Below are 17,976 nucleotides of genomic sequence, written 5' to 3' on the forward strand. Positions count from 1 at the left end.
GGCATCAAGGCCGGGGCAGTGGCATGAACGACGACAGCCAGGCGGAAGAAGTTCGGCGGGTTCTGGAGCGCGCGCAGTTCTATCTGGAGTGCGGCCTGACGGCGGACGCGGTCCGCCATCTTGAGGACGCGCTGGCCCTGGCCCCCGGCGACGCGTCCGTTCGGGCCGCTCTCGCCCGTATCCGCCCGCAGCCGGCCAAACCGGGCCGGGTGTTCGACATCAAATCGCCCCCTCCGCCCGGTGCCGCCGCCGACGATCTGTCCGCTGCCTATGCCGCGGCCTATCGCGCCCGGAACTGGGCCGGGGCGGCCGATGCGGCGCGGACCCTGACCCAGGCCAGGCCGGACGATGCCCGGGCCTGGAACTCCCTGGCGGTGGTGGCACGCAGGCTCGGCAATTTTGAGATGGCCCTTGATGCTCACGATCGGGCCGTCGCCTTGAGCTCGGCGGCGCCTGGGGCGGCTCTGGCCCGCGCCAAGACTCTGTGGGAAGCCGGACGCTTGGCAGAGGCCGACGCCGCCTACGGGGCGCAACTGTCGAAGTTGGACGAGGGCGGGGCACAGTATGCCGACACCAGAATGTCCCAAGGCATGATCCGCATGACCCTGGACGGTCCTGCCGCCGGGATCGAGGATTACGAGTGGCGCTGGCGCAGCGGGCAGATCGCGCTGCCCGAGGTGGGGCAACCTTATTGGGACGGCACGCCCCAGCCGGACAAGCGGATCCTGTTGTATGGCGAGCAGGGGTTCGGCGATGCCATCCAGTTCGCGCGCTATGTGCCGCTGATCGCGGCGCGCTGTGCCCGCGTGGTCATGCCCTGCAAGCCGGAGATCCGACGCCTGATGGAAACCCTTCCCGGCGCGCCCGAGGTCTGCGGCGAGAAGATTTCCCGGGACTCGTTCGACCTGTACGTTCCGGCCATGTCCGCGATGCGGTTGCTGGGGGCGGACCTGGATGCCTTGCCCCGCGACGTGCCCTACCTGCGCGCGGCGGAGGACGACATCGCGCGCCTGCGCCCGCGGATCGAGGGCGGCGGAAGATTGCGCGTCGGTATTGCCTGGACCGGCAGCCCGACCAACGGCGGTGACTGGAAACGCGCCATCGATCCGGCCCTGTTCGAGGTGTTGGCCCGGGTGCCGGGCGTGACCCTCTACAGCTTGCAGAAGGCCCGGGACGATACACCGGAACCCTTCCGCCGATTGCCGGAAGGAACGGTCGATCTCGCCTCGATGCTGAACGACTTCGCCGACACGGCGGCGGCCATCGCCTGTCTCGATCTGGTGGTTTCGGCCGATACCTCCGTCGCCCATCTGGCGGGGGCGCTGGCGAAGCCGGTCTGGGTGATGCTGCCCAAGGTACCTGACTGGCGCTGGATGCTGGGCCGCGACGATAGCCCCTGGTACCCGACCATGCGGCTTTACCGTCAGGACGCCTTCGGCGATTGGCCGGGCGTCATGGCGCGGGTGGCGTCGAATTTGGCGGGATTTGAGCCGAAAGCGCGGAAAAAGACCCGAGGGCTTACTCGGCTGCTGCCCTGGCGCCGGTGATCCAGGCGTCCAGGTCGGCGAGCGCCCGTTCGGACAGCTTGATCTTGCGGTCGCGGCCGCGTGGGCGTTGCTTTTTCGGCAGATCGTCGGTGTCCAGCGGCGGGAACAGGCCGAAATTGGCGTTCATCGGCTGGAAGGTATCGGCCTCGGCGCCGACGGTGATGTGGTTCAACAGCGCGCCGATGGAGGTCGTGGCCGGAGGCAGGGCGGGGGCCGCGCCCCGGTGGTCGGCGGCGGCAAAGCGCCCGGCCAACAGGCCGATGCCGGCGCTTTCCACGTAACCCTCGCAACCCGTGATCTGCCCGGCGAAGCGCAGGCGCGGCTGCGTCTTCAGGCGGAGCGCCGGATCCAGCAGCCGGGGTGAGTTGATGAAGGTGTTGCGGTGAATGCCGCCCAAACGCGCGAACTCGGCGTTTTCCAGCCCTGGGATGGTGCGGAACACGCGGATCTGCTCGCCGTAAGTCAGCTTGGTCTGGAACCCGACCATGTTGTAAAGCGTGCCCAGTGCGTTGTCCTGGCGCAGTTGGACCACGGCGGCTAGGCGGGTGTCGGGGGCGTTCGGGTTGGTCAGGCCGACGGGTTTCATGGGCCCGAAGGACAGGGTCTTGGGCCCCCGTTCGGCCATCACCTCGATGGGCAGGCAGCCCTCGAAATAGGGCGTGTCCTTTTCCCAGTCCTTGAACTGGTGTTTGTCGGCGGCCAGCAGGGCCTCGATGAAGGCGTCGTACTGGTCGTGGGTCATTGGCAGGTTGATGTAGTCCTTGCCGTCGCCCTTATCGTAGCGGCTCTGGAACCAGGCGATGTCGAAGTCGATCGACTCCTTGTGCACGATGGGCGCGATGGCGTCGAAGAAGGCCAACTGGTCCTGGCCCGTCAGGTCGCAGATCGCCTGCGACAACCCGGGCGAGGTGAGGGGGCCGGTGGCGATGATGACGCTCGACCAGTCCTCGGGCGGCAGGCCGTCGATCTCGCCGCGCTCGATCGTGACCAGGGGTTCGGCCTCGAGGGCGGCGGTCACGGCGGCGGCGAAACCGTCGCGGTCGACGGCCAGGGCCGCCCCCGCCGGCACGCGGTGGCGGTCCGCCATCTCGATGATCAGCGAGCCCAGCCGCCGCATTTCCTCGTGCAACAGGCCGACGGCGTTGGTCTCGTGATCGTCGGAGCGGAACGAGTTGGAACAGACCAGTTCGGCCAGGTCCTGGGTCTTGTGGGCGTCCGTCGCGCGCGTGGGGCGCATTTCGTGCAGGACCACGGGTACGCCGGCGCGGGCAAGCTGCCAGGCGGCTTCCGAGCCGGCCAGACCGCCGCCGATCACATGGACCGGAGCACCATTTTCAGGGGATGTCGTCATGGCCCCTAGATAGACGTAAAAGGCGGTAGGAGCAATCTTGGCGATGTGCCAATGTTACCGGCCATGACGGGCGTTTACCCTTCGTTTATCATGGATTTTCTATAGTTCCCGCGCCGGGGAGGCACGGGCCGCCGCGCCGGACCAAGGGAGTAGGATACCTATGTCGTTGCAGAAGACGCGGGATTTCGGCGACCACACGTGGAAGAAGCTGTCGCAGCAGGAACTCGACGTGATTCTCGACAAGCACATGCTGTTCGCCAACGGCCGGACCGGCGGCGAGCGGGCGACGCTGTCCATGCACGATCTCAGCTATCTCGATCTGTCACGGCGCAACCTGGCGCGCATTGAATGCGCGGGCACCCTGTTCTGCCATTGCGACCTGTCGGATACCAATTTGGAAGGTGCGGTTCTGTTCGCCGCCGACATGCGCTTCACCAACCTGAAACGCACGGTGTTGGACAAGGCGGATATCCGGGGTGCCTGCCTCGCCGGATCGAACCTTGAGGGGGCGTCGCTGGTCGATGCCGACATGCGCGACGGCATCCTGTTGAAACCGCAGAAGGGCGGCGGCGACCTGATCCAGGTCGTCCACGAGGACGCCACCGGCGGCTTGGAAAAGGCCAACCTGCGTGGCGCCAACATGACCGGGGCCAAGGTTTCCGATTCCATGATCGTGCAGACCGACATGACGGACTGCATCCTGCGCCATGCCAAATTCATCCGCACCAACCTGTCACTGTCGAACCTGACCGGCTGCGATCTGGAGGGCGCCGATTTCACCGATGCCAACTTGTCCGGCGCGATCTTCCATGGTGCTGTGTTCAACAACACCAACCTGTCCAACGCGGATCTGTCGGGGGCCGATCTTGTCGGTGCGATTTTCGACAACATGGATCTGACCAAGGTCAATCTCGACGTCGCTTATCTGGCCAAGCGGATCGAGGACATGGACGTCAGCCTGCAGGAAGCGATCCTGATGCATGCGCGCTGGGTCGATTCCAACGGCTCTGAGGGCCAGCGGGCGGTGTTTTCCAAAACCGATCTGACGGACAAGGACTTGTCCGGGGTCAATCTGGCGGCGTCCGATTTTTCCTTCGCGATTTTGCAGCGCACCGATTTCTCGCGGTCCGAACTGTTGATGGCCGACCTGTCCTTCGCCGATCTGCGCAAGGCCAATCTGGCACGCTCGGACCTGCGCGGCGCGAAGCTGAGCCGCGCCAACCTGGCGGAGGCCAACATGGTTGGCGCGCTGTTGGGGGAAATCGTCATTTCGACCAAGGCCCAGGGCGGAAAGGTCCGCGCCAATCTGGACCACGCGATCCTGCGCGACGCCCAGATGAACGGCGTCGATCTGCGCAACGCGGATCTGGAATCGGCCGACCTGCGCGGCGCCGACCTGCGCGACGCCGATCTGCGCGGCGCCAGCCTGCTCGATGCGGATCTGACCAATGCCGACCTACGCGGCGCCAATCTGTCCGGCGCCGACAAGCGGGGGGCGGTGGGCCTGCCCAACGGCATGGCCCGCGATGACGACGTTATCGATTGATCCGTCCGCCGCAAGCCCGTAGGAATCACCCCCATGGACTTTTCAAACATCCAGGTCGACGAACGCACGATGATGAGCCTGGTGCTCATCGTCATCGCCTTTTATGTCGGCCGTCAGTTGCCGCGTTGGATGGCGGGCGTGCCCTATGTGAAACCGGATGAGGCCAAGACGCAGCTTGACCAGGACCCGGACACCCTGGTCGTCGACGTGCGCTCCCCCAGCCAGTTCACCGGCAAGGACGGGCACATCAAGGACGCCCTGAACCTGCCGCTGATCGACCTCATGGGCCGCATCAAGCAGATCAAGGCCGATCTCGCCGACTACGCCGATACGCCGGTGCTGGTGGTGTGCAAGACCGACCAGTTGTCGGCCCGCGCGGCCCGCATCCTGCGCAAGAACGGCCTGACCAAGGTGGCGGTGCTGGCCGGCGGTCTCAAGGCCTGGAAAAAGGCGGGACAGCCGGTGACGGGTATTTGACCGCAGGGCGTTTGAAATAGCGGACAATTGACCGCGCCCAAGGCCCTGTGACACCCTATACGTCCTTCATCCACGACGGACGACCGCCATGACCATCCACGACGTTGAAGCCCTTGCCGAACAGGTGCCCGACGGGGCGTTGTTGGCCCTGCCGCCCGATTACAGTTTCGTGCCCATGGCGCTGATCCGGGCGCTGATCCGACGTGGCGTCAAGGACCTGCATGTGCTTGCCGTGCCGATTTCGGGCATGGCGGCGGACCTGTTGATCGGCGCCGGCTGCGTGCGCCTGATGGAAGCGGCGGCGGTCAGCCTGGGCGAGGCGGGCCTGGCGCCCAGCTTTACCCGCGCCGTGCAGGACGGCAGCCTGAAAATGCGGGACAGCACCTGCCCGGCCATCCACACGGCCTTGCAGGCCTCGGAAAAGGGGGTGCCGTTCATGCCCTTGGGCGGGATCATCGGCTCCGACATCGTCAAGTACCGGGACGACTGGAAGGTGGTCGACGACCCCATGGGCGCGGGCAATGGCAAGATTTTGCTGCTGCCGGCGATCAAGCCCGACGTGGCGCTGGTTCATGCGCCGCTGGCCGACAAACACGGTAACGTCTGGGTCGGCAAGCGCCACGAACTGTTCACCATCGCCCATGCGGCGAAGACGACGCTGGCGACCTATGAGGAAATTCACGACGGCGACCTGACCGCCGATCCCGTGCTGGCGGCGGGCACCATCCCCGCCATGTACATCGGCGCCACGGCCCAAGCCAAGGAAGGGGCCAAGCCCCTGGGGCTTACGGGCTGCTATCCCATCGATATGGATCATATCCGCGCCTATGCCAAGGAGGCGCGCAGCCAGGAAGGCTTCGACGCCTACCTGAAGCGCGAGGTTCTGGGCGGTCAAGCGGAGGCGGCGTCGTGAGCGAAGCCTATTCCTCCGAAGAATTCCTGATTTCCGTCGTCACCCGCCTGCTGCCGGAACGCGGCAACGGCGCCATCGGGGCGGCGTCGCCCATTCCCGGTGCGGCGGCCCTGTTGCAGCGGGAGTTGACCGGCGGCGCCTTCCGCGTGTCGCTGATCCACGGCATCACCAACAACCCGTTCACGGACGGCGGGCGCGAACTGTTCGACGCGGCCGGGCAGGGGCGCATCGACGTGTTCTTCCTGGGCGGCGTGCAGATCGACGGCCAAGCCAACCTGAATCTGGTTGGCACCGGCGCTTATCCGTCGCTCGACCGCCGGTTCCCGGGCTCGTTCGGGTCGGCCTACATATATTTCACCGTGCCGCGCGTCATCCTGTTCCGTCCGGAACACACGCGCCGGGTGTTCGTCGACAAGGTCGATTTCATCAGCGCCCCCGGCGTCAGCCCGCCCGACGTGCACCGCCCCGGCGGCCCACACGCCCTGGTCACGGAACTTTGCGTCATGTCGTTCGACCGGGGGCTGGGGCGGTTCCGTCTGGAAAGCGTTCATCCGGGGCACAGTGTCGAGGAAGTGCGCGACAACACGGGCTTCGATTTCGACGTGCCCGACAACGTGCCGACCACGCCGGAACCGGAGCCCGAACGGCTGGATATCCTGCGCACCAAGATCGGCCGCGAGGTCGCCGGGACCTACCCGGATTTCGCCGAAAGAGTGTTGGGCTACCGCGCGAAGGCGTCCGCCTGAGGGCGTGCCCAAGGGCGGCGGCCGATGCTCTTTCAGTCCTGATTCCGGGCGCTTCTGGTGAAGCGGAACCTTTCCGTGTCCCTTTGTCAGCGCGGGCTTCGCCCTATTAACCCTGTACTTTCAATGGGTAATGGGGGAGGAGTGGCCGAGTTCTCTATAGTATTTATTTTTGCCTTTTTCTGTGCCATATTTTAAGCGCTGACAGAACGTCGCAATTCAGAGCGGAGAAACGCTATGATTGATCAAGCTTCAAATCTCGCGTCATTTCCTTTGACGCTTGTGAAGCAGGTTACTCAAAGTACCGAGAACCTGCTTCAACAAACTCGACAAGAGGTCGAGGAAGCTGTCGAGAGTGGTTTCCGTTCTGAGGAACGGCAATCACTCGAAGAATCGACCTCTCCTTCGGCGGCCACTCAGCCGTCTCAGGACAGCAACTCCTCTGGTGAAGACCGCGGAAAAGACCCCGCGAACACGCCTACCGACGTCGGCAGCAATGCCGGCGGCGCCAGGGGCAATGTCGTCAACGATGTTGCCTGACACTCTTGCTCCCCCACGGTTTGGGGGGGGTGGCAAATCCCCGTCCCTCGGGGCGGTCTTGTCTCAACCCTTGGAGACGTTCTGAAGGCACGGCTGAGCTCCTCCGGGATATCCCGGAGGGGCTCTTTCGTTTTCAGCCCCCCCGTATTCACCCGACGTTTCGGGGGCAGGGATGTTCGTGTCCGATGTTTCATCGAATGAAATGAAGTTTCATTTACTTCCGGCCCGGCGCTGTGCACTTTGCCGTGCCCATTCGGTCCGGCCATGTGACGCGACCCCTGGGCCAACCGGCAAAGGAGATATGGACCGTGGATTTTCGACTGACCGACGATCAGCGCCAGCTACAGGAAGCCGCCCGCGCCTTTGCCCAGGGCGAAATGCGCGAGGTCGCCCGTACCCTTGAACAGGAAGACAAGGCGCTGCCTGCCGAATGGATCAAGCGCTACGCGGAAATGGGCTTTCTCGGCGTCAACGTGTCGGAAGACCTGGGTGGTCTCGGGCTTGGCAATCTGGAAGCCCTGATCGTGCTGGAGGAATTCGCCAAGGTCTCGCCCGCGGTCGCTTTTCCCATCTTTGAAAGTTCCGTCGGTCCGGTGCGCGCGGTGGAGCACTTCGCCGACGCCGGTCTCGCCAAACGCATCGTGCCCAAGGTCTGCGCCGGCGAGATGGTCGTCGCCGTCGCCATGTCCGAACCCGAGGCCGGATCGGCCCTGACCGACCTGAAGACCCGGGCGGTCATCAAGGACGGCAAGATCGTCCTCAACGGCCAGAAGCGATGGTGCTCGGGCGGCAGTCACGCCGACGCCTATGTCGTCTATTGCAAGCTGTCCGACGACCCGGGCGCCAAGGGCATCGGGGCGGTGCTGGTCGAGGACGGCACCCCGGGCCTGAGCTTCGGCGCGCGCGAACGGCTGATGGGCTTCCGCGGCGTGCCGTCGGCCGACATCTTCTTCGACAACGTGGAAGTCCCCGCCGAAAACCTGATCGTCCCGGCGGGCGGGTTCAAGAAACTGATGGAGGCCTTCGACCTGGAACGCTGCGGCAATTCGACCATGTGCCTGGGCATCGCCCAGTCGGCGCTGGACGAAGCCCTCGCCTATGTGCAGGAGCGCAAGCAGTTCGGCAAGCCGCTGGTCGAGTTCCAGGCGGTGCAGATGAAGCTGGCGGAAATGGCCCTGCGCTGCGAGGCGTCGCGCCTGCTGATCTGGCGGGCGGCGCAGAACGCCGCTGACGGTCTGCCGTCGATCCTGGATTCTTCCCTGGCCAAATGCTTCGCCAACGAAATGGTGCGCGACGTCACGGGGGCGGCCATGCAGGTCATGGGTGCCTACGGCTATTCCAAGGAGTTCGACATGGAACGGCGCATGCGCGACGGCTGGGGCTGGGGCATCGCCGGCGGCGCCATCGACATCCAGAAGGTCAACATCGCCGCCGCCCTGGTCGGCCGCCGTTTCGACCAGCGGCGCTAGGGAGGACACGACAATGCCCGGCCCCCTCGACGGTATCCGTGTTCTCGATTTCTCGCGCGTTCTGGCGGGGCCCTGGTGCGCCATGATCCTGGGTGACCTGGGGGCCGAGGTCATCAAGGTGGAAAGCCCCGAAGGCGACGACGTGCGCCATTTCGGCCCGCCGTTCGAGGCCGGCGAAAGCGCCTATTTCCAGGTCACCAACCGCAACAAGCAGAGCATCGTCATAGATCTGAAGACGGACGAGGGCAGGGCCATCGCCCGCGACCTGGCGCTGAAAAGCGACATCGTCGTCGAGAACCTGCGGCGCGGCGCCATGGAGAAATACGGCCTGGGCTACGAGCAACTGAAAGCCGACAATCCGGGGCTGATCTATTGCTCCGTATCCGGCTACGGGCGCACGGGCCCGGCGGCGGAACGCGCCGGATACGACTTCCTGATCCAGGCGGAAAGCGGCCTGATGTCCCTGATCGGCGGTGCCGACCAGCCGCCGATGAAGGTCGGCGCGGCGGTGACCGACATGGTCGCGGGCCAGGACGCGGTCGCGGGCGTGCTCGCCGCCCTGTTCCACCGCGAACGCAGCGGCAAGGGCCAGCACGTGGACATCGCGTTGCTAGACAGCGCCGTGGCGCTGTTGGCCAACCAGGGGGCGGCCTATCTGATGACCGGCGAACGGCCCCAGCGCCTGGGCAACGATCATCCGTCGGTCTGCCCCTACCGGCCGTTCGACACGGCGGACCATCCGCTGGCCCTGGCGATCGGCGCCGACCGCCAGTTCCGCAAGCTGGCGGCGGCCCTGGGGCATCCCGACATGGCCGACGATCCGCGCTTCGCCACCAACCGGGCGCGGGCCGAAAACCGTGTCGCCTTGTACGAGATCATGGAGGCCGCGTTCCGCACCAAGGGCCGCGACGAATGGCTGGTTGATCTGCATGCTGCGGGCCTGCCCGCCGGCGCCATCCGCACGGTCGACGAGGTGCTGGAAGCGCCGGAAGTTCATGCCCGCGACATGGTGGTCGAGGTCGAGCACGCGACGATCGGCCGCGAGCGCATCATCGGCTCGCCGCTGAAACTGTCGGAAACGCCGATCAGCGTGCGCTCCGCCCCGCCGACCCTGGGTCAGCAGACGGCGGAAGTTCTCAAACAGGTTCTGGGCTGGAATGTGGCCGACGCCGACGACTATGCGGCCAAGGTGAAACTGGCCTGAGCCTTTAGCGGCTTCGCTTCAGACAGTCGTGGAACGCCCGGCGCGCGGCGCGGGCTGCCCCTTCGCGGCCGCCGTCGGACAGGCGTTGTTCTTCGCGCAGCAGGCGCAGGCAGTCGATCTGATCGGGCCGGGTGTCGGCGGGTTCGGTCTCTGCCTTTACGCCGTCGGCGCCGTCCCGCGAGCGCACGGCGCCGCCATAGGTCTCCCGCCCCGTCGCGTTGCGGTAGAACAGTTCGTCCGGATGAACCCAGAAACCATGGGGCGTGGGGCACCAGGTGTCAGTGATCGCGCCGCCGGGGCCCGTCGTGCTGACCTGGCGGCAGCCCTCCGCGTCGGCGGCGCTCACCAGGGTGGCTGCGCCCGTGGTGCCGTCGGGACTGCGCCAGGGGCGGGGCGTGCCGACGTCACCCGCCGCCAGCACGGCCTGGATCGCCGCCTGCCGGGCCTGCATGTCCTGAAAGGTCAGGCTGGCGCCCGGCGGGGCGGCGCAGGCGGTAAGCAGAATGGCGGCGAGGGCCGCCGGAGCGATACGGTGAAGATATCCGGTCATGGGCCGACATATAGGCACGTGGCGGCCGCGTTTCTAGGACGACGGCCCTTTGGGGCATAGAGCGGCGCCCAGGATCGGGCCGTGGTTAGGGGTCTGAACCAGGACCGCGCAGCCCATGCCGTCACCGCCGGCCGCATCGGCGGGCAGGTCGAGGGCGACCCGGTCCCCGCGCCAACTGCCGAGTTTGCGCATTTCGCGCACGATATGGCGGCTGACCAGCACCTTGCCGTGGTTTTCGCCCTTCTGGACCACCGTTTCGGCACGGTCCAGAAAACGGACGAGAATGATGTCGGCCATACCGGCGGCGCCTTCGGAAATCGATGCCTGCAACCGGCCGCCTCGGGCCGCGACGGCGACGGCGAGTTTGCCCACGGTCTTGGCCGCCCGGGTCATGTTGTCGGTGACCCGACCGCGGTGCGATCCCACGGCCTCAAGCCGGCCGTCGATGATCATCTGCGGAGTGTAGACGCCTGACTGGCCGCGAATGGCGACGTTGTAGAGGCGTTGGCGCTGCGTGTATTCCGGCGCCGAGAACGGATCCTTCCATTGGCCGTGCCACATGTAATTCAGGCTGTCCCAGTAATCGACGTGGAATTCCAGGGCGACCACGTCCGCGCGGTCGGCCAGTTCGCCCAGGAACGCCTCCGCCGGCGGGCAGGAATAACAGCCCTGCGAGGTGAACAACTCGACGACCACGGGCTTTTTGTCCTGGGCCTGGGCCGGGGGGGAGAAAGGGGCGGCGGTGACGAACGTCACAGCGGCGGCCAGGGCAGTGAACATAAGATGTTTCATGGATACGTTTCCAATTGTCGACTGGGCCGATTGTCTGACCGGCCCGGTTGTCTGACGGGATGATTGGGGAACGTGAATCCGGTGTCAATTTAACCCCGATCGGCGTATGCTCAAATCATGGTGAGCCAAGTTCACAATTCCGCCGCGGCGCTGCCGCGTCCGACCACGCTCGGTGAAAAGCTGATGCGTGAGGCGCGTCAGGCGTTGGAAAATCCGGGGCAGTCCCTGGGGGGACGCACGGTCGAGGATCGCATTGATTTTTCGACCACGGATATCGGTGGCGGTCACAAAGCCGTGAACCTTGCTCGCGGCGGCCAGTTGGCCGACGAATTGCGCAACGCCAAGCCGGAAGACCTGGCCGAGAAACTGGACAGCGGTCTGGCCGAAGGATTCCATGCCGGCAACCTGTTCCGTAACGTGTTCCGCAGCCTGTTCGCCGCCTTCCGCGCCCGTTTCTGATTTTCCGTTCATGTGGTTGAAAGGGGGCCTGCCATTCGGCGGGCTTGACCTTTCTCTCTGCCTTTGGCACGAGAGAGCACGCGCGGCCTGGGATTCCGGCGCCGATGCTGTGACACGGGACATACCATGATATCCACGGAACATGATCCGGCGCCGTCGCGCGCCCGCGCGATGATGACGCAACTGCCCCTGATCCGCATGCTGTCGCGGGCGACGACGCCCCGCCTGGCGGCGCTCGGCATGACGCCCAATCAGGCGACGAGCCTGGGTCTGGCCTCCGGCCTGACCGCCGCCACCTGTTTCGCGCTCGGCTCGCCCGTCGTGCAGGTTTTGGGGGCGGGAATGTTCTTCCTCTATTACCTGTTCGATTACTGCGACGGCGAACTGGCCCGGCTGCGTGGCATGGGGTCGCGGTTCGGCGCCGCCTTCGACGACTTCACCGACTGGGTTGTCCACGCCGCCTTCTTTCTGGCCGTCGGTTATCACACGATGGCGGAGGCGGGAGACGTGTTGTGGATGTGGCTGGGAGGCGCGGCCGCCCTTGGCGGCACGATCAGCGCGGCCTTGCCGTTGGTGCTCGGCGGCGTGCCCGAGGGCGAGACCCAGGTGGCCCGCCTGTCCGATCTGGGGGGCGAGGCGGGATGGCGCGATGTTGCCGTGTTCGCCTTTCGCGGATTGGCGCGCGCGGATTTCTGGCTGATCGTGGCGGGATTGGCGCTCGGCGGCTGGCTGTGGGTTCTGCTGCCCGCCGCCGCCATCGGCGCCCAGGTGTTCTGGCTGCTCTACCTCAGCAAGTCGGCACGGCGCATTCTGACCTGACGCGCCGCCCATTTATTGGGCGTAGGTGCGGTGCGGTGTGCCAAGGTCGAGGGTCAGGTCCGTCGGCGGGATGAAATAGTCCTGGTAGTACATCGCCTCGCCATCCATCGAATATCCCACGACGTTCAGCACGGATGCCCGCTCTCCTTCCGGCCAACGGCACTTCAAGGAAATGCCCGCGGGCGGGTCCTCGAACCGCATCAACTGCCGGCCCCGTTGCACGGCGAGGTGCTGTCCCCTGGCCATCATGTCCTTCAGGTTGATCCCGTTCAGATCGGCCAGGGGGGTGTCGACCAGTTCCGGAAAGCGGTCGGCCAGGGCATAGAACAGGTTGTACACGTCGAATTGGTCCGCGATCACCATCACGCGTTCGATCCGCACGATCTTTTCCGTCGTCTGCCCCAGGTCGGTGGACCAGGGGCCATGGTCGGCGGTAACGTCCCGGTGCAGCACGCGGGTGGCGACGGGCATGAAACTGCCGGGCGCCCCCTCGGGGTTCAGGAACCGCATGTGCCAGGGTTCATGGATCGGGCGGCTGAGGTCCGAGACGACGCTGCCGCTGCCCCGCCGCCGCTGGATCACCCCGGCATAGGCGAGGTTGCGCAGCGCTCGCTGCACGGTCCCCAGGCTGCAAGGTGTGGTTTGCACCAGCTCCGCTTCCGTCGGCAGCCGCGCGCCCGCCGTCCAGAAACCGTCCATGATCGATTCCGTGAACGCGCGGGACAGCTTTTCGTGTTTCGGCAGGTCCGTTTCATCCGACCAGTAGCGTTTGACGAAATCCTCGGTCTTGCGCGTTGAAAAGCCAGCCATCCGTTCCCCCTTCAGCTGTCGCAGCGAATCACATGACCATCTTCCCCAGCCTGCGCCGGCGGGACAAGGCGGCATTGACATGGTAAATTACTATGATGTAATTACTATATTCTTATTTTTCGGCACGACCCGCAGATACCTGCCGTTGCCGACGCAAAGGAGGGCCAACGAGCCCTCGAGATTGGGAGGATTACCATGTTCAAGAAAATTGCCGGTGTCGCCGCGGCGGCACTGATCGTTCTGTCTGGCACATCGACCGGCTCGGATGCCGCGGAACGCCTGTCCCTGTCGTCCTGGGGCAGCCCCAAGCACTATCAGGTGGCGCAGTTCGTGCCGAACTTCCAGAAGCTGTTGAAGGAGAAATCCGGCGGCGACATTCGCCTGAAGACCTTCGCCGGCGGCGAGATGGTGAAGCAGCAGTTCGTGGCCACCGCCGTGCCCCAGGGCACCGTCGACATTTCCCTGACGACCCTCGACAACTGGTCCGGCCGCGTGCCCGACGTGGGCATTCTCACGACGCCGCTGTGGGACAAGTCCATGGCCTGGACCCGCGACAATCTGAAGCCCGGCAATCCGATTTTCGATTATTTTGACGCGCAGCTTCGCAAGGAAGGGGCCCTGATCATCGCCATGTTCGATATCGGCCCGCCCGTCGTCAGCACCAACTTCAAGATCGAAGGCCCGGACTCGTTCAAGGACATGCCGATCCGCGCCTATTCGAAGGGCTCGGCGCAGGTTTTGCAGGCGTTGGGCGCCGCGCCGACGATCATGGGCGTGGGTGACGTCTATTCCGGTCTGCAACGCGGCACGGTCAAGGGCGCCATGGGCGGCCTGGGCGGTGCGGTCGGCCTGAAGCATTTCGAGGTCACGTCCAACATGTTCGTGCCGAACGGCGTGATGGGCACGCTCATCCATGCCTATGTCATGAACAAGGAAAAGTTCGAGAAGATGTCGCCGGCCAATCAGAAGGCGGTCATGGAAGCCGCCGGGGAAGCCCGCGACCACATGCAGCAGTTCGCCATCGACAAGCTGGCGAGCCTGCTGGACACCGTGCGCAAGAACGGCAACGAAGTGACGGCGGTGGAGCCGGGCAGCGACCTTTGGAACAAGTTCGCCAAGCGTCTGGAGCCGTTGACGGCCTCCGCGAAAGAGCAATACTCCAAGGAAGTGCAGGACCTGCTCGCCAAGAACTGATGCTTTCAGGGACGGGCCGCGCCGTGCGGCCCGTCTCTCGCATCTTCTGTCCGTTTCCCATGACCGCTCCAAAGGAGAGGCCCGCGCGATGATCGGATTGATCCGAACAATCGGTCGAGGCATGACCGCCGTCTCGATCACCCTGATGATCCTGCTGTGTGTTCCGATCACCTATGAGGCCATTGCGCGGTTTTTCAACGCGCCGACGATCTGGGTTTTCGAGACGACGCTCTATGCCTTCATTTTTCTCGGCTTTTGCGGCAATGCCCTGGCCGTGCAGTCCGGATCGCACTTCCGGGTCGTCATGCTGCGGGAAATGTTTCCGTCCAAACGCCGGATGTTCGACCTGATCGCGCAGTTGTCGACGCTGGCCTTCGGTTTCCTGATCATCGCGACGGGCAGTTACTTCGTCTGGTATTCCGCCTCCAACGCCATCGTCTCCGCGACCTTGCTGGAGGTGCCGTTGTGGATCCCGCAGCTGGCGGTGCCGCTCGGCGGGATCGGGCTCGTCCTGCAAACGTTTGTCCAGATGGTCACCGGTGAGACGCCGGTCGGCGACGCCCATGTGGTCGGGGAATAACCGATGCTGATGGATTTCATCTACGACCACGTCGGCTTCATCGCGATCTTCCTGCTGTTCTTCCTGATGGTGCTGTCGGTGCCGGTCTTCGTGTCCATGGGACTGGCGGCCTTCGCGGCGGCGCTGATGGTGGAGGAACCGTTCCTCGCCTTCAGGAACTTCATCAACATCGCCTGGCAGGGGGCGTCGATCTTCGAACTGATCGCCCTGCCGTTGTTCATCTTTACCGGCACGATCATGCAGCGGACCGACGCCGGGCGGGACCTGTTCGAGGTCACCAAGGCCTGGACGGGATCGATCCCCAACTCTCTGGGCGTGGCGACCATCGCCGCCTGCGGGATCTTCGCCGCCATTTCCGGATCGTCCGTGGCGACGGCGGCGACCGTGGGCCTGGTGGCGATTCCGCTGCTGCTCGAGGAAGGCTACGGCGAGCGCCGGGCCGGCGGCTTCGTGGCCGGCGGCGGCACCCTCGGCATCATCATTCCGCCCTCCATTCCCCTGATCCTGTATGGCGTGATCACGGAAACCTCGATCGGTCAGCTGTTCATCGGCGGCGTGGTGCCGGGCATCATCATGATGAGCCTGTTCACCTTCTACGTCATCCTGTCGCGGCCCCGGGTCATGGTCACCCATTCGATCAGCCTGGAGGAACGCCTGGCGATCACCCGGCGGTCCCTGGGCGTGGTGCTGCTGCCGGTCGTCATCATCGTCGCGATCTATACGGGCGTGTTCACCCCGACCGAGGTCGGCGCCCTGTCGGTGCTCTATGTCTGCGCGCTGGGATTCGCACAGAAGAAGCTCAGCTTCGCCGACCTGAAGGCCGCCGCCGTCGTCGCGACGGGGGCCACCACGATGCTGTTCATGCTGATCGTGTTCGGCCAGTACTTCGCGCACTTCCTGACCTTCGAACAGGTGCCGCAGGCCATCGCCGCCGCGATCATCGAAAACGCCAGCGGCATCTGGGCCGTCACGCTGATGATCCTGGCCTATATCGTTCTCGGGATGTTTCTCGAAAGCGCGGCCATGCTGCTGATCTCGATCCCGATCTTCTTCCCTGTCGCCGAACAGTTGGGGATGGATCCGATCGTGTTCGGGATTTTCGCCGCGATCTCCATGGAGATCGCGCAGATATCGCCGCCGATCGGCGTCAATCTGTTCACCATCCACGGCATTTCCAAGATCGATCTGTGGAAGCTCGCGCGCGGCGCGCTGCCGTTCCTGCTGATCCAGATCGGCATGCTCTACCTCGTATACCTGGTGCCGGAAATCGTTCTCTGGCTACCGAATTCGATGAAATAGGAGACCCAGCCTTGAAGTTGACGGATGAAGAAAAGGCCATGCTGGCCGGCGAAATGGGTGCTGCGAAGCAGTGGGCCCTTGACCATCAGGTCAAGGTCGGCGGCATGTTCGACGCGGCCGACCTGGTGCCGGTCAGTCAGGCCCACATGATGGCGGACCCGGAATCCCTGGGCGAAGCCGGCGGCGATTTCCTGGAGGACATGGTGGCCAAGGGGGCGCGGGTCGCGATCCCGATGATCACCGACCCCCGCGGCGTTGACCTCAACCACTACCGGCCCCTGGGCCAGTCCGAGGAAATGGCCACGCTGGAACGGCGCATGATCGCCGCCTGTGAAAAGATGGGCATCCTCATGACCAACACCTGCGTCAACTATCAGACGATCATGCCGCCGGTGCTGGGCGATCATGTCGCCTTCGGCGACACGGGCGTGGTGATCTATTCCAACAGCATCTGCGGCGCGCGTTCCAACTTCGAGGGCGGGCCCTCGGCCCTGGCGGCCGGGCTGACGGGGCGCACGCCGCGCTACGGCCTGCATCTGGACGGGAACCGCCAGGCGACCCGCCGCTTCGTGGTCCGCGAACAGCCCAAGGAACTGACCGATTGGGGCGTGCTTGGCGCCCTGGTCGGCAAGCTGGCGGGGTCCTACTGGGCCGTGCCGGTAATCGAGGGGCTGGAGGTCGTGCCGACCTCGGACGAGGCCAAGCACATGGGCGCCGCCATGGCGAGTTTCGGCTCGACCCCGCTGTTCCATATGGCCGGCATCACGCCGGAAGCACAGACCCTGGCCGACGTCGGCGGCGACAAGCTGCCGGCCGAAGAGATCACCAAGGCGGATCTGGATGCGCTGCGCGCCGGGTTCGGCGGCAAGGGCGACAAGATCGACGTGGTCGTGTTCGCCGCACCGCAATTGTCGATCGTCGAGATGCAGGACCTGGCGACGCTCTGCGCCGGAAAGACATTCAAGTCGGCGGTGATCGTCTGCACCTCGCCGCAGGTCTATCCTGACGCGACCCGCATGGGGCTGATCGACACTATCGAAAGCACCGGCGCCAAGGTTCTTGAAGGCACCTGTTTTTATAACCAGTACGCCCGCGAGATCGGCGAGGCCAACGGTTGGACGCGGCTGCTCAGCAACTCCGCCAAGATCGTCAACATCATCAGCGGCTACGGCTACACCCCGGCGCTGGCGAGCATGGAAAAATGCGTCGCGTCGGCCGTTGCAGGAGAAATCGTATGACCAAGGAACTGAAGTGCCACAAGGGCATCGGCGACAAGGTGCAGGGCATCGCCCTGGTGGCCGACGACAACTTCTCGGCCCGCTATGACCTGGACCGCAAGAAGGGCGTGTTTTCCCGTCCGGCGCACAAGCTGTGCGGCGAGTCCTATCACGACAAGATCCTGGTGCTGAACACGTCGAAGGGCGGCGTGGCCTCGGCCTGGATGCTGCATGAAATGAAGTCGCGGAACATCTGCCCCAAGGCGATCCTGTTCAACACGGCCAACACCATCCTGGCCCAGGGCGCGGCGCTGGCCAACCTGACCATGTGCGACCGCTTCGCCGACGGCGACGTGACCACGTTGATCAAGACCGGGGACGAGGTCGTCGTCGATCCGGAAAACGGTCTGGTGACGGTGCTGAACGGCTAGACAAGCGTTCCAGGCAATAGACCGGGCCTGATGCG

The 17,976-nt window shown here is 64.9% G+C and carries 19 protein-coding genes; 15 read left to right on the forward strand and 4 right to left on the reverse strand.

The window, feature by feature from the left end:
* Positions 1 to 23: 23 nt before the first annotated feature.
* Positions 24 to 1,547 carry a tetratricopeptide repeat protein gene (locus RJ527_15460; GenBank protein ID WND75421.1) on the forward strand — a complete coding sequence of 508 codons (1,524 nt, stop codon included), beginning with the start codon at positions 24 to 26 and terminating at the stop codon, positions 1,545 to 1,547.
* Here RJ527_15460 and trmFO read toward each other — a convergent pair.
* The gene (gene trmFO / locus RJ527_15465; protein ID WND75422.1) at positions 1,519 to 2,898 is read right to left on the reverse strand and encodes a methylenetetrahydrofolate--tRNA-(uracil(54)-C(5))-methyltransferase (FADH(2)-oxidizing) TrmFO; all 1,380 of its coding nucleotides are present in this window, start codon (positions 2,896 to 2,898) and stop codon (positions 1,519 to 1,521) included. The two genes, RJ527_15460 and trmFO, sit on opposite strands and share 29 nt — an antisense overlap.
* 160 nt (positions 2,899 to 3,058) lie before the next feature.
* On the opposite strand from trmFO, the gene RJ527_15470 reads away from it, so the two are divergent.
* The 7 genes from RJ527_15470 to RJ527_15500 all read left to right on the forward strand — a co-directional run bounded on the left by RJ527_15470 (position 3,059) and on the right by RJ527_15500 (position 9,790).
* Positions 3,059 to 4,444: a pentapeptide repeat-containing protein gene (locus RJ527_15470; GenBank protein ID WND75423.1), complete on the forward strand. Its 1,386-nt coding sequence runs from the start codon at positions 3,059 to 3,061 to the stop codon at positions 4,442 to 4,444.
* A 33-nt stretch (positions 4,445 to 4,477) separates the two neighbouring features.
* Positions 4,478 to 4,921 (forward strand): rhodanese-like domain-containing protein, encoded by a 444-nt coding sequence (locus tag RJ527_15475; GenBank protein WND75424.1) that lies wholly within the window; start codon positions 4,478 to 4,480, stop codon positions 4,919 to 4,921.
* Between the two features lie 88 nt (positions 4,922 to 5,009).
* Complete coding sequence (locus tag RJ527_15480) at positions 5,010 to 5,834, forward strand: CoA-transferase (GenBank protein WND75425.1); 825 nt, start codon at positions 5,010 to 5,012, stop codon at positions 5,832 to 5,834.
* Positions 5,831 to 6,580: a CoA-transferase gene (locus RJ527_15485; GenBank protein WND75426.1), complete on the forward strand. Its 750-nt coding sequence runs from the start codon at positions 5,831 to 5,833 to the stop codon at positions 6,578 to 6,580. The genes RJ527_15480 and RJ527_15485 overlap by 4 nt, the downstream gene beginning before the upstream one ends.
* A 234-nt stretch (positions 6,581 to 6,814) precedes the next feature.
* On the forward strand, positions 6,815 to 7,117 hold the full coding sequence (locus RJ527_15490; GenBank protein ID WND75427.1) for a hypothetical protein: 303 nt from the start codon (positions 6,815 to 6,817) through the stop codon (positions 7,115 to 7,117).
* Positions 7,118 to 7,425: 308 nt separating this feature from the next.
* Entirely contained in the window at positions 7,426 to 8,586 is a 1,161-nt protein-coding gene (locus RJ527_15495) for an acyl-CoA dehydrogenase family protein (protein WND75428.1), read from the forward strand.
* A gap of 13 nt (positions 8,587 to 8,599) precedes the next feature.
* Positions 8,600 to 9,790: a CoA transferase gene (locus tag RJ527_15500; GenBank protein ID WND75429.1), complete on the forward strand. Its 1,191-nt coding sequence runs from the start codon at positions 8,600 to 8,602 to the stop codon at positions 9,788 to 9,790.
* A gap of 4 nt (positions 9,791 to 9,794) precedes the next feature.
* On the opposite strand, the gene RJ527_15505 is transcribed toward RJ527_15500, so the two are convergent.
* Entirely contained in the window at positions 9,795 to 10,340 is a 546-nt protein-coding gene (locus RJ527_15505) for a hypothetical protein (GenBank protein WND75430.1), read from the reverse strand.
* A gap of 33 nt (positions 10,341 to 10,373) precedes the next feature.
* Positions 10,374 to 11,132 carry a DUF1223 domain-containing protein gene (locus RJ527_15510; protein WND75431.1) on the reverse strand — a complete coding sequence of 253 codons (759 nt, stop codon included), beginning with the start codon at positions 11,130 to 11,132 and terminating at the stop codon, positions 10,374 to 10,376.
* Positions 11,133 to 11,249: 117 nt separating this feature from the next.
* Here RJ527_15510 and RJ527_15515 point away from each other — a divergent pair, with 117 nt between their 5' ends.
* Positions 11,250 to 11,591, forward strand: coding sequence for a hypothetical protein (locus RJ527_15515; protein ID WND75432.1), 342 nt, complete (start codon positions 11,250 to 11,252; stop codon positions 11,589 to 11,591).
* Positions 11,592 to 11,717: 126 nt separating this feature from the next.
* Entirely contained in the window at positions 11,718 to 12,410 is a 693-nt protein-coding gene (locus RJ527_15520) for a CDP-alcohol phosphatidyltransferase family protein (GenBank protein WND75433.1), read from the forward strand.
* Positions 12,411 to 12,422: 12 nt separating this feature from the next.
* On the opposite strand, the gene RJ527_15525 is transcribed toward RJ527_15520, so the two are convergent.
* Entirely contained in the window at positions 12,423 to 13,220 is a 798-nt protein-coding gene (locus tag RJ527_15525) for a GntR family transcriptional regulator (protein ID WND75434.1), read from the reverse strand.
* Between the two features lie 195 nt (positions 13,221 to 13,415).
* Between RJ527_15525 and dctP the strand changes: the two genes are divergently transcribed.
* From dctP to RJ527_15550, 5 genes are all read left to right on the forward strand, one after another.
* Complete coding sequence (dctP, locus tag RJ527_15530; GenBank protein ID WND75435.1) at positions 13,416 to 14,414, forward strand: TRAP transporter substrate-binding protein DctP; 999 nt, start codon at positions 13,416 to 13,418, stop codon at positions 14,412 to 14,414.
* Positions 14,415 to 14,502: 88 nt separating this feature from the next.
* Entirely contained in the window at positions 14,503 to 14,994 is a 492-nt protein-coding gene (locus RJ527_15535; protein ID WND75436.1) for a TRAP transporter small permease, read from the forward strand.
* A gap of 3 nt (positions 14,995 to 14,997) precedes the next feature.
* Complete coding sequence (locus RJ527_15540; protein WND75437.1) at positions 14,998 to 16,293, forward strand: TRAP transporter large permease; 1,296 nt, start codon at positions 14,998 to 15,000, stop codon at positions 16,291 to 16,293.
* An 11-nt stretch (positions 16,294 to 16,304) separates the two neighbouring features.
* Positions 16,305 to 17,531 (forward strand): aconitase X catalytic domain-containing protein, encoded by a 1,227-nt coding sequence (locus RJ527_15545; protein ID WND75438.1) that lies wholly within the window; start codon positions 16,305 to 16,307, stop codon positions 17,529 to 17,531.
* Positions 17,528 to 17,941, forward strand: a complete 414-nt coding sequence (locus RJ527_15550) for a DUF126 domain-containing protein (protein ID WND75439.1) — start codon at positions 17,528 to 17,530, stop codon at positions 17,939 to 17,941. Before RJ527_15545 ends, RJ527_15550 begins: the two co-directional genes overlap by 4 nt.
* Positions 17,942 to 17,976: the final 35 nt, after the last annotated feature.

The organism is Thalassospiraceae bacterium LMO-SO8, from assembly GCA_031655335.1.
GTDB lineage: Bacteria > Pseudomonadota > Alphaproteobacteria > Rhodospirillales > Casp-alpha2 > UBA1479.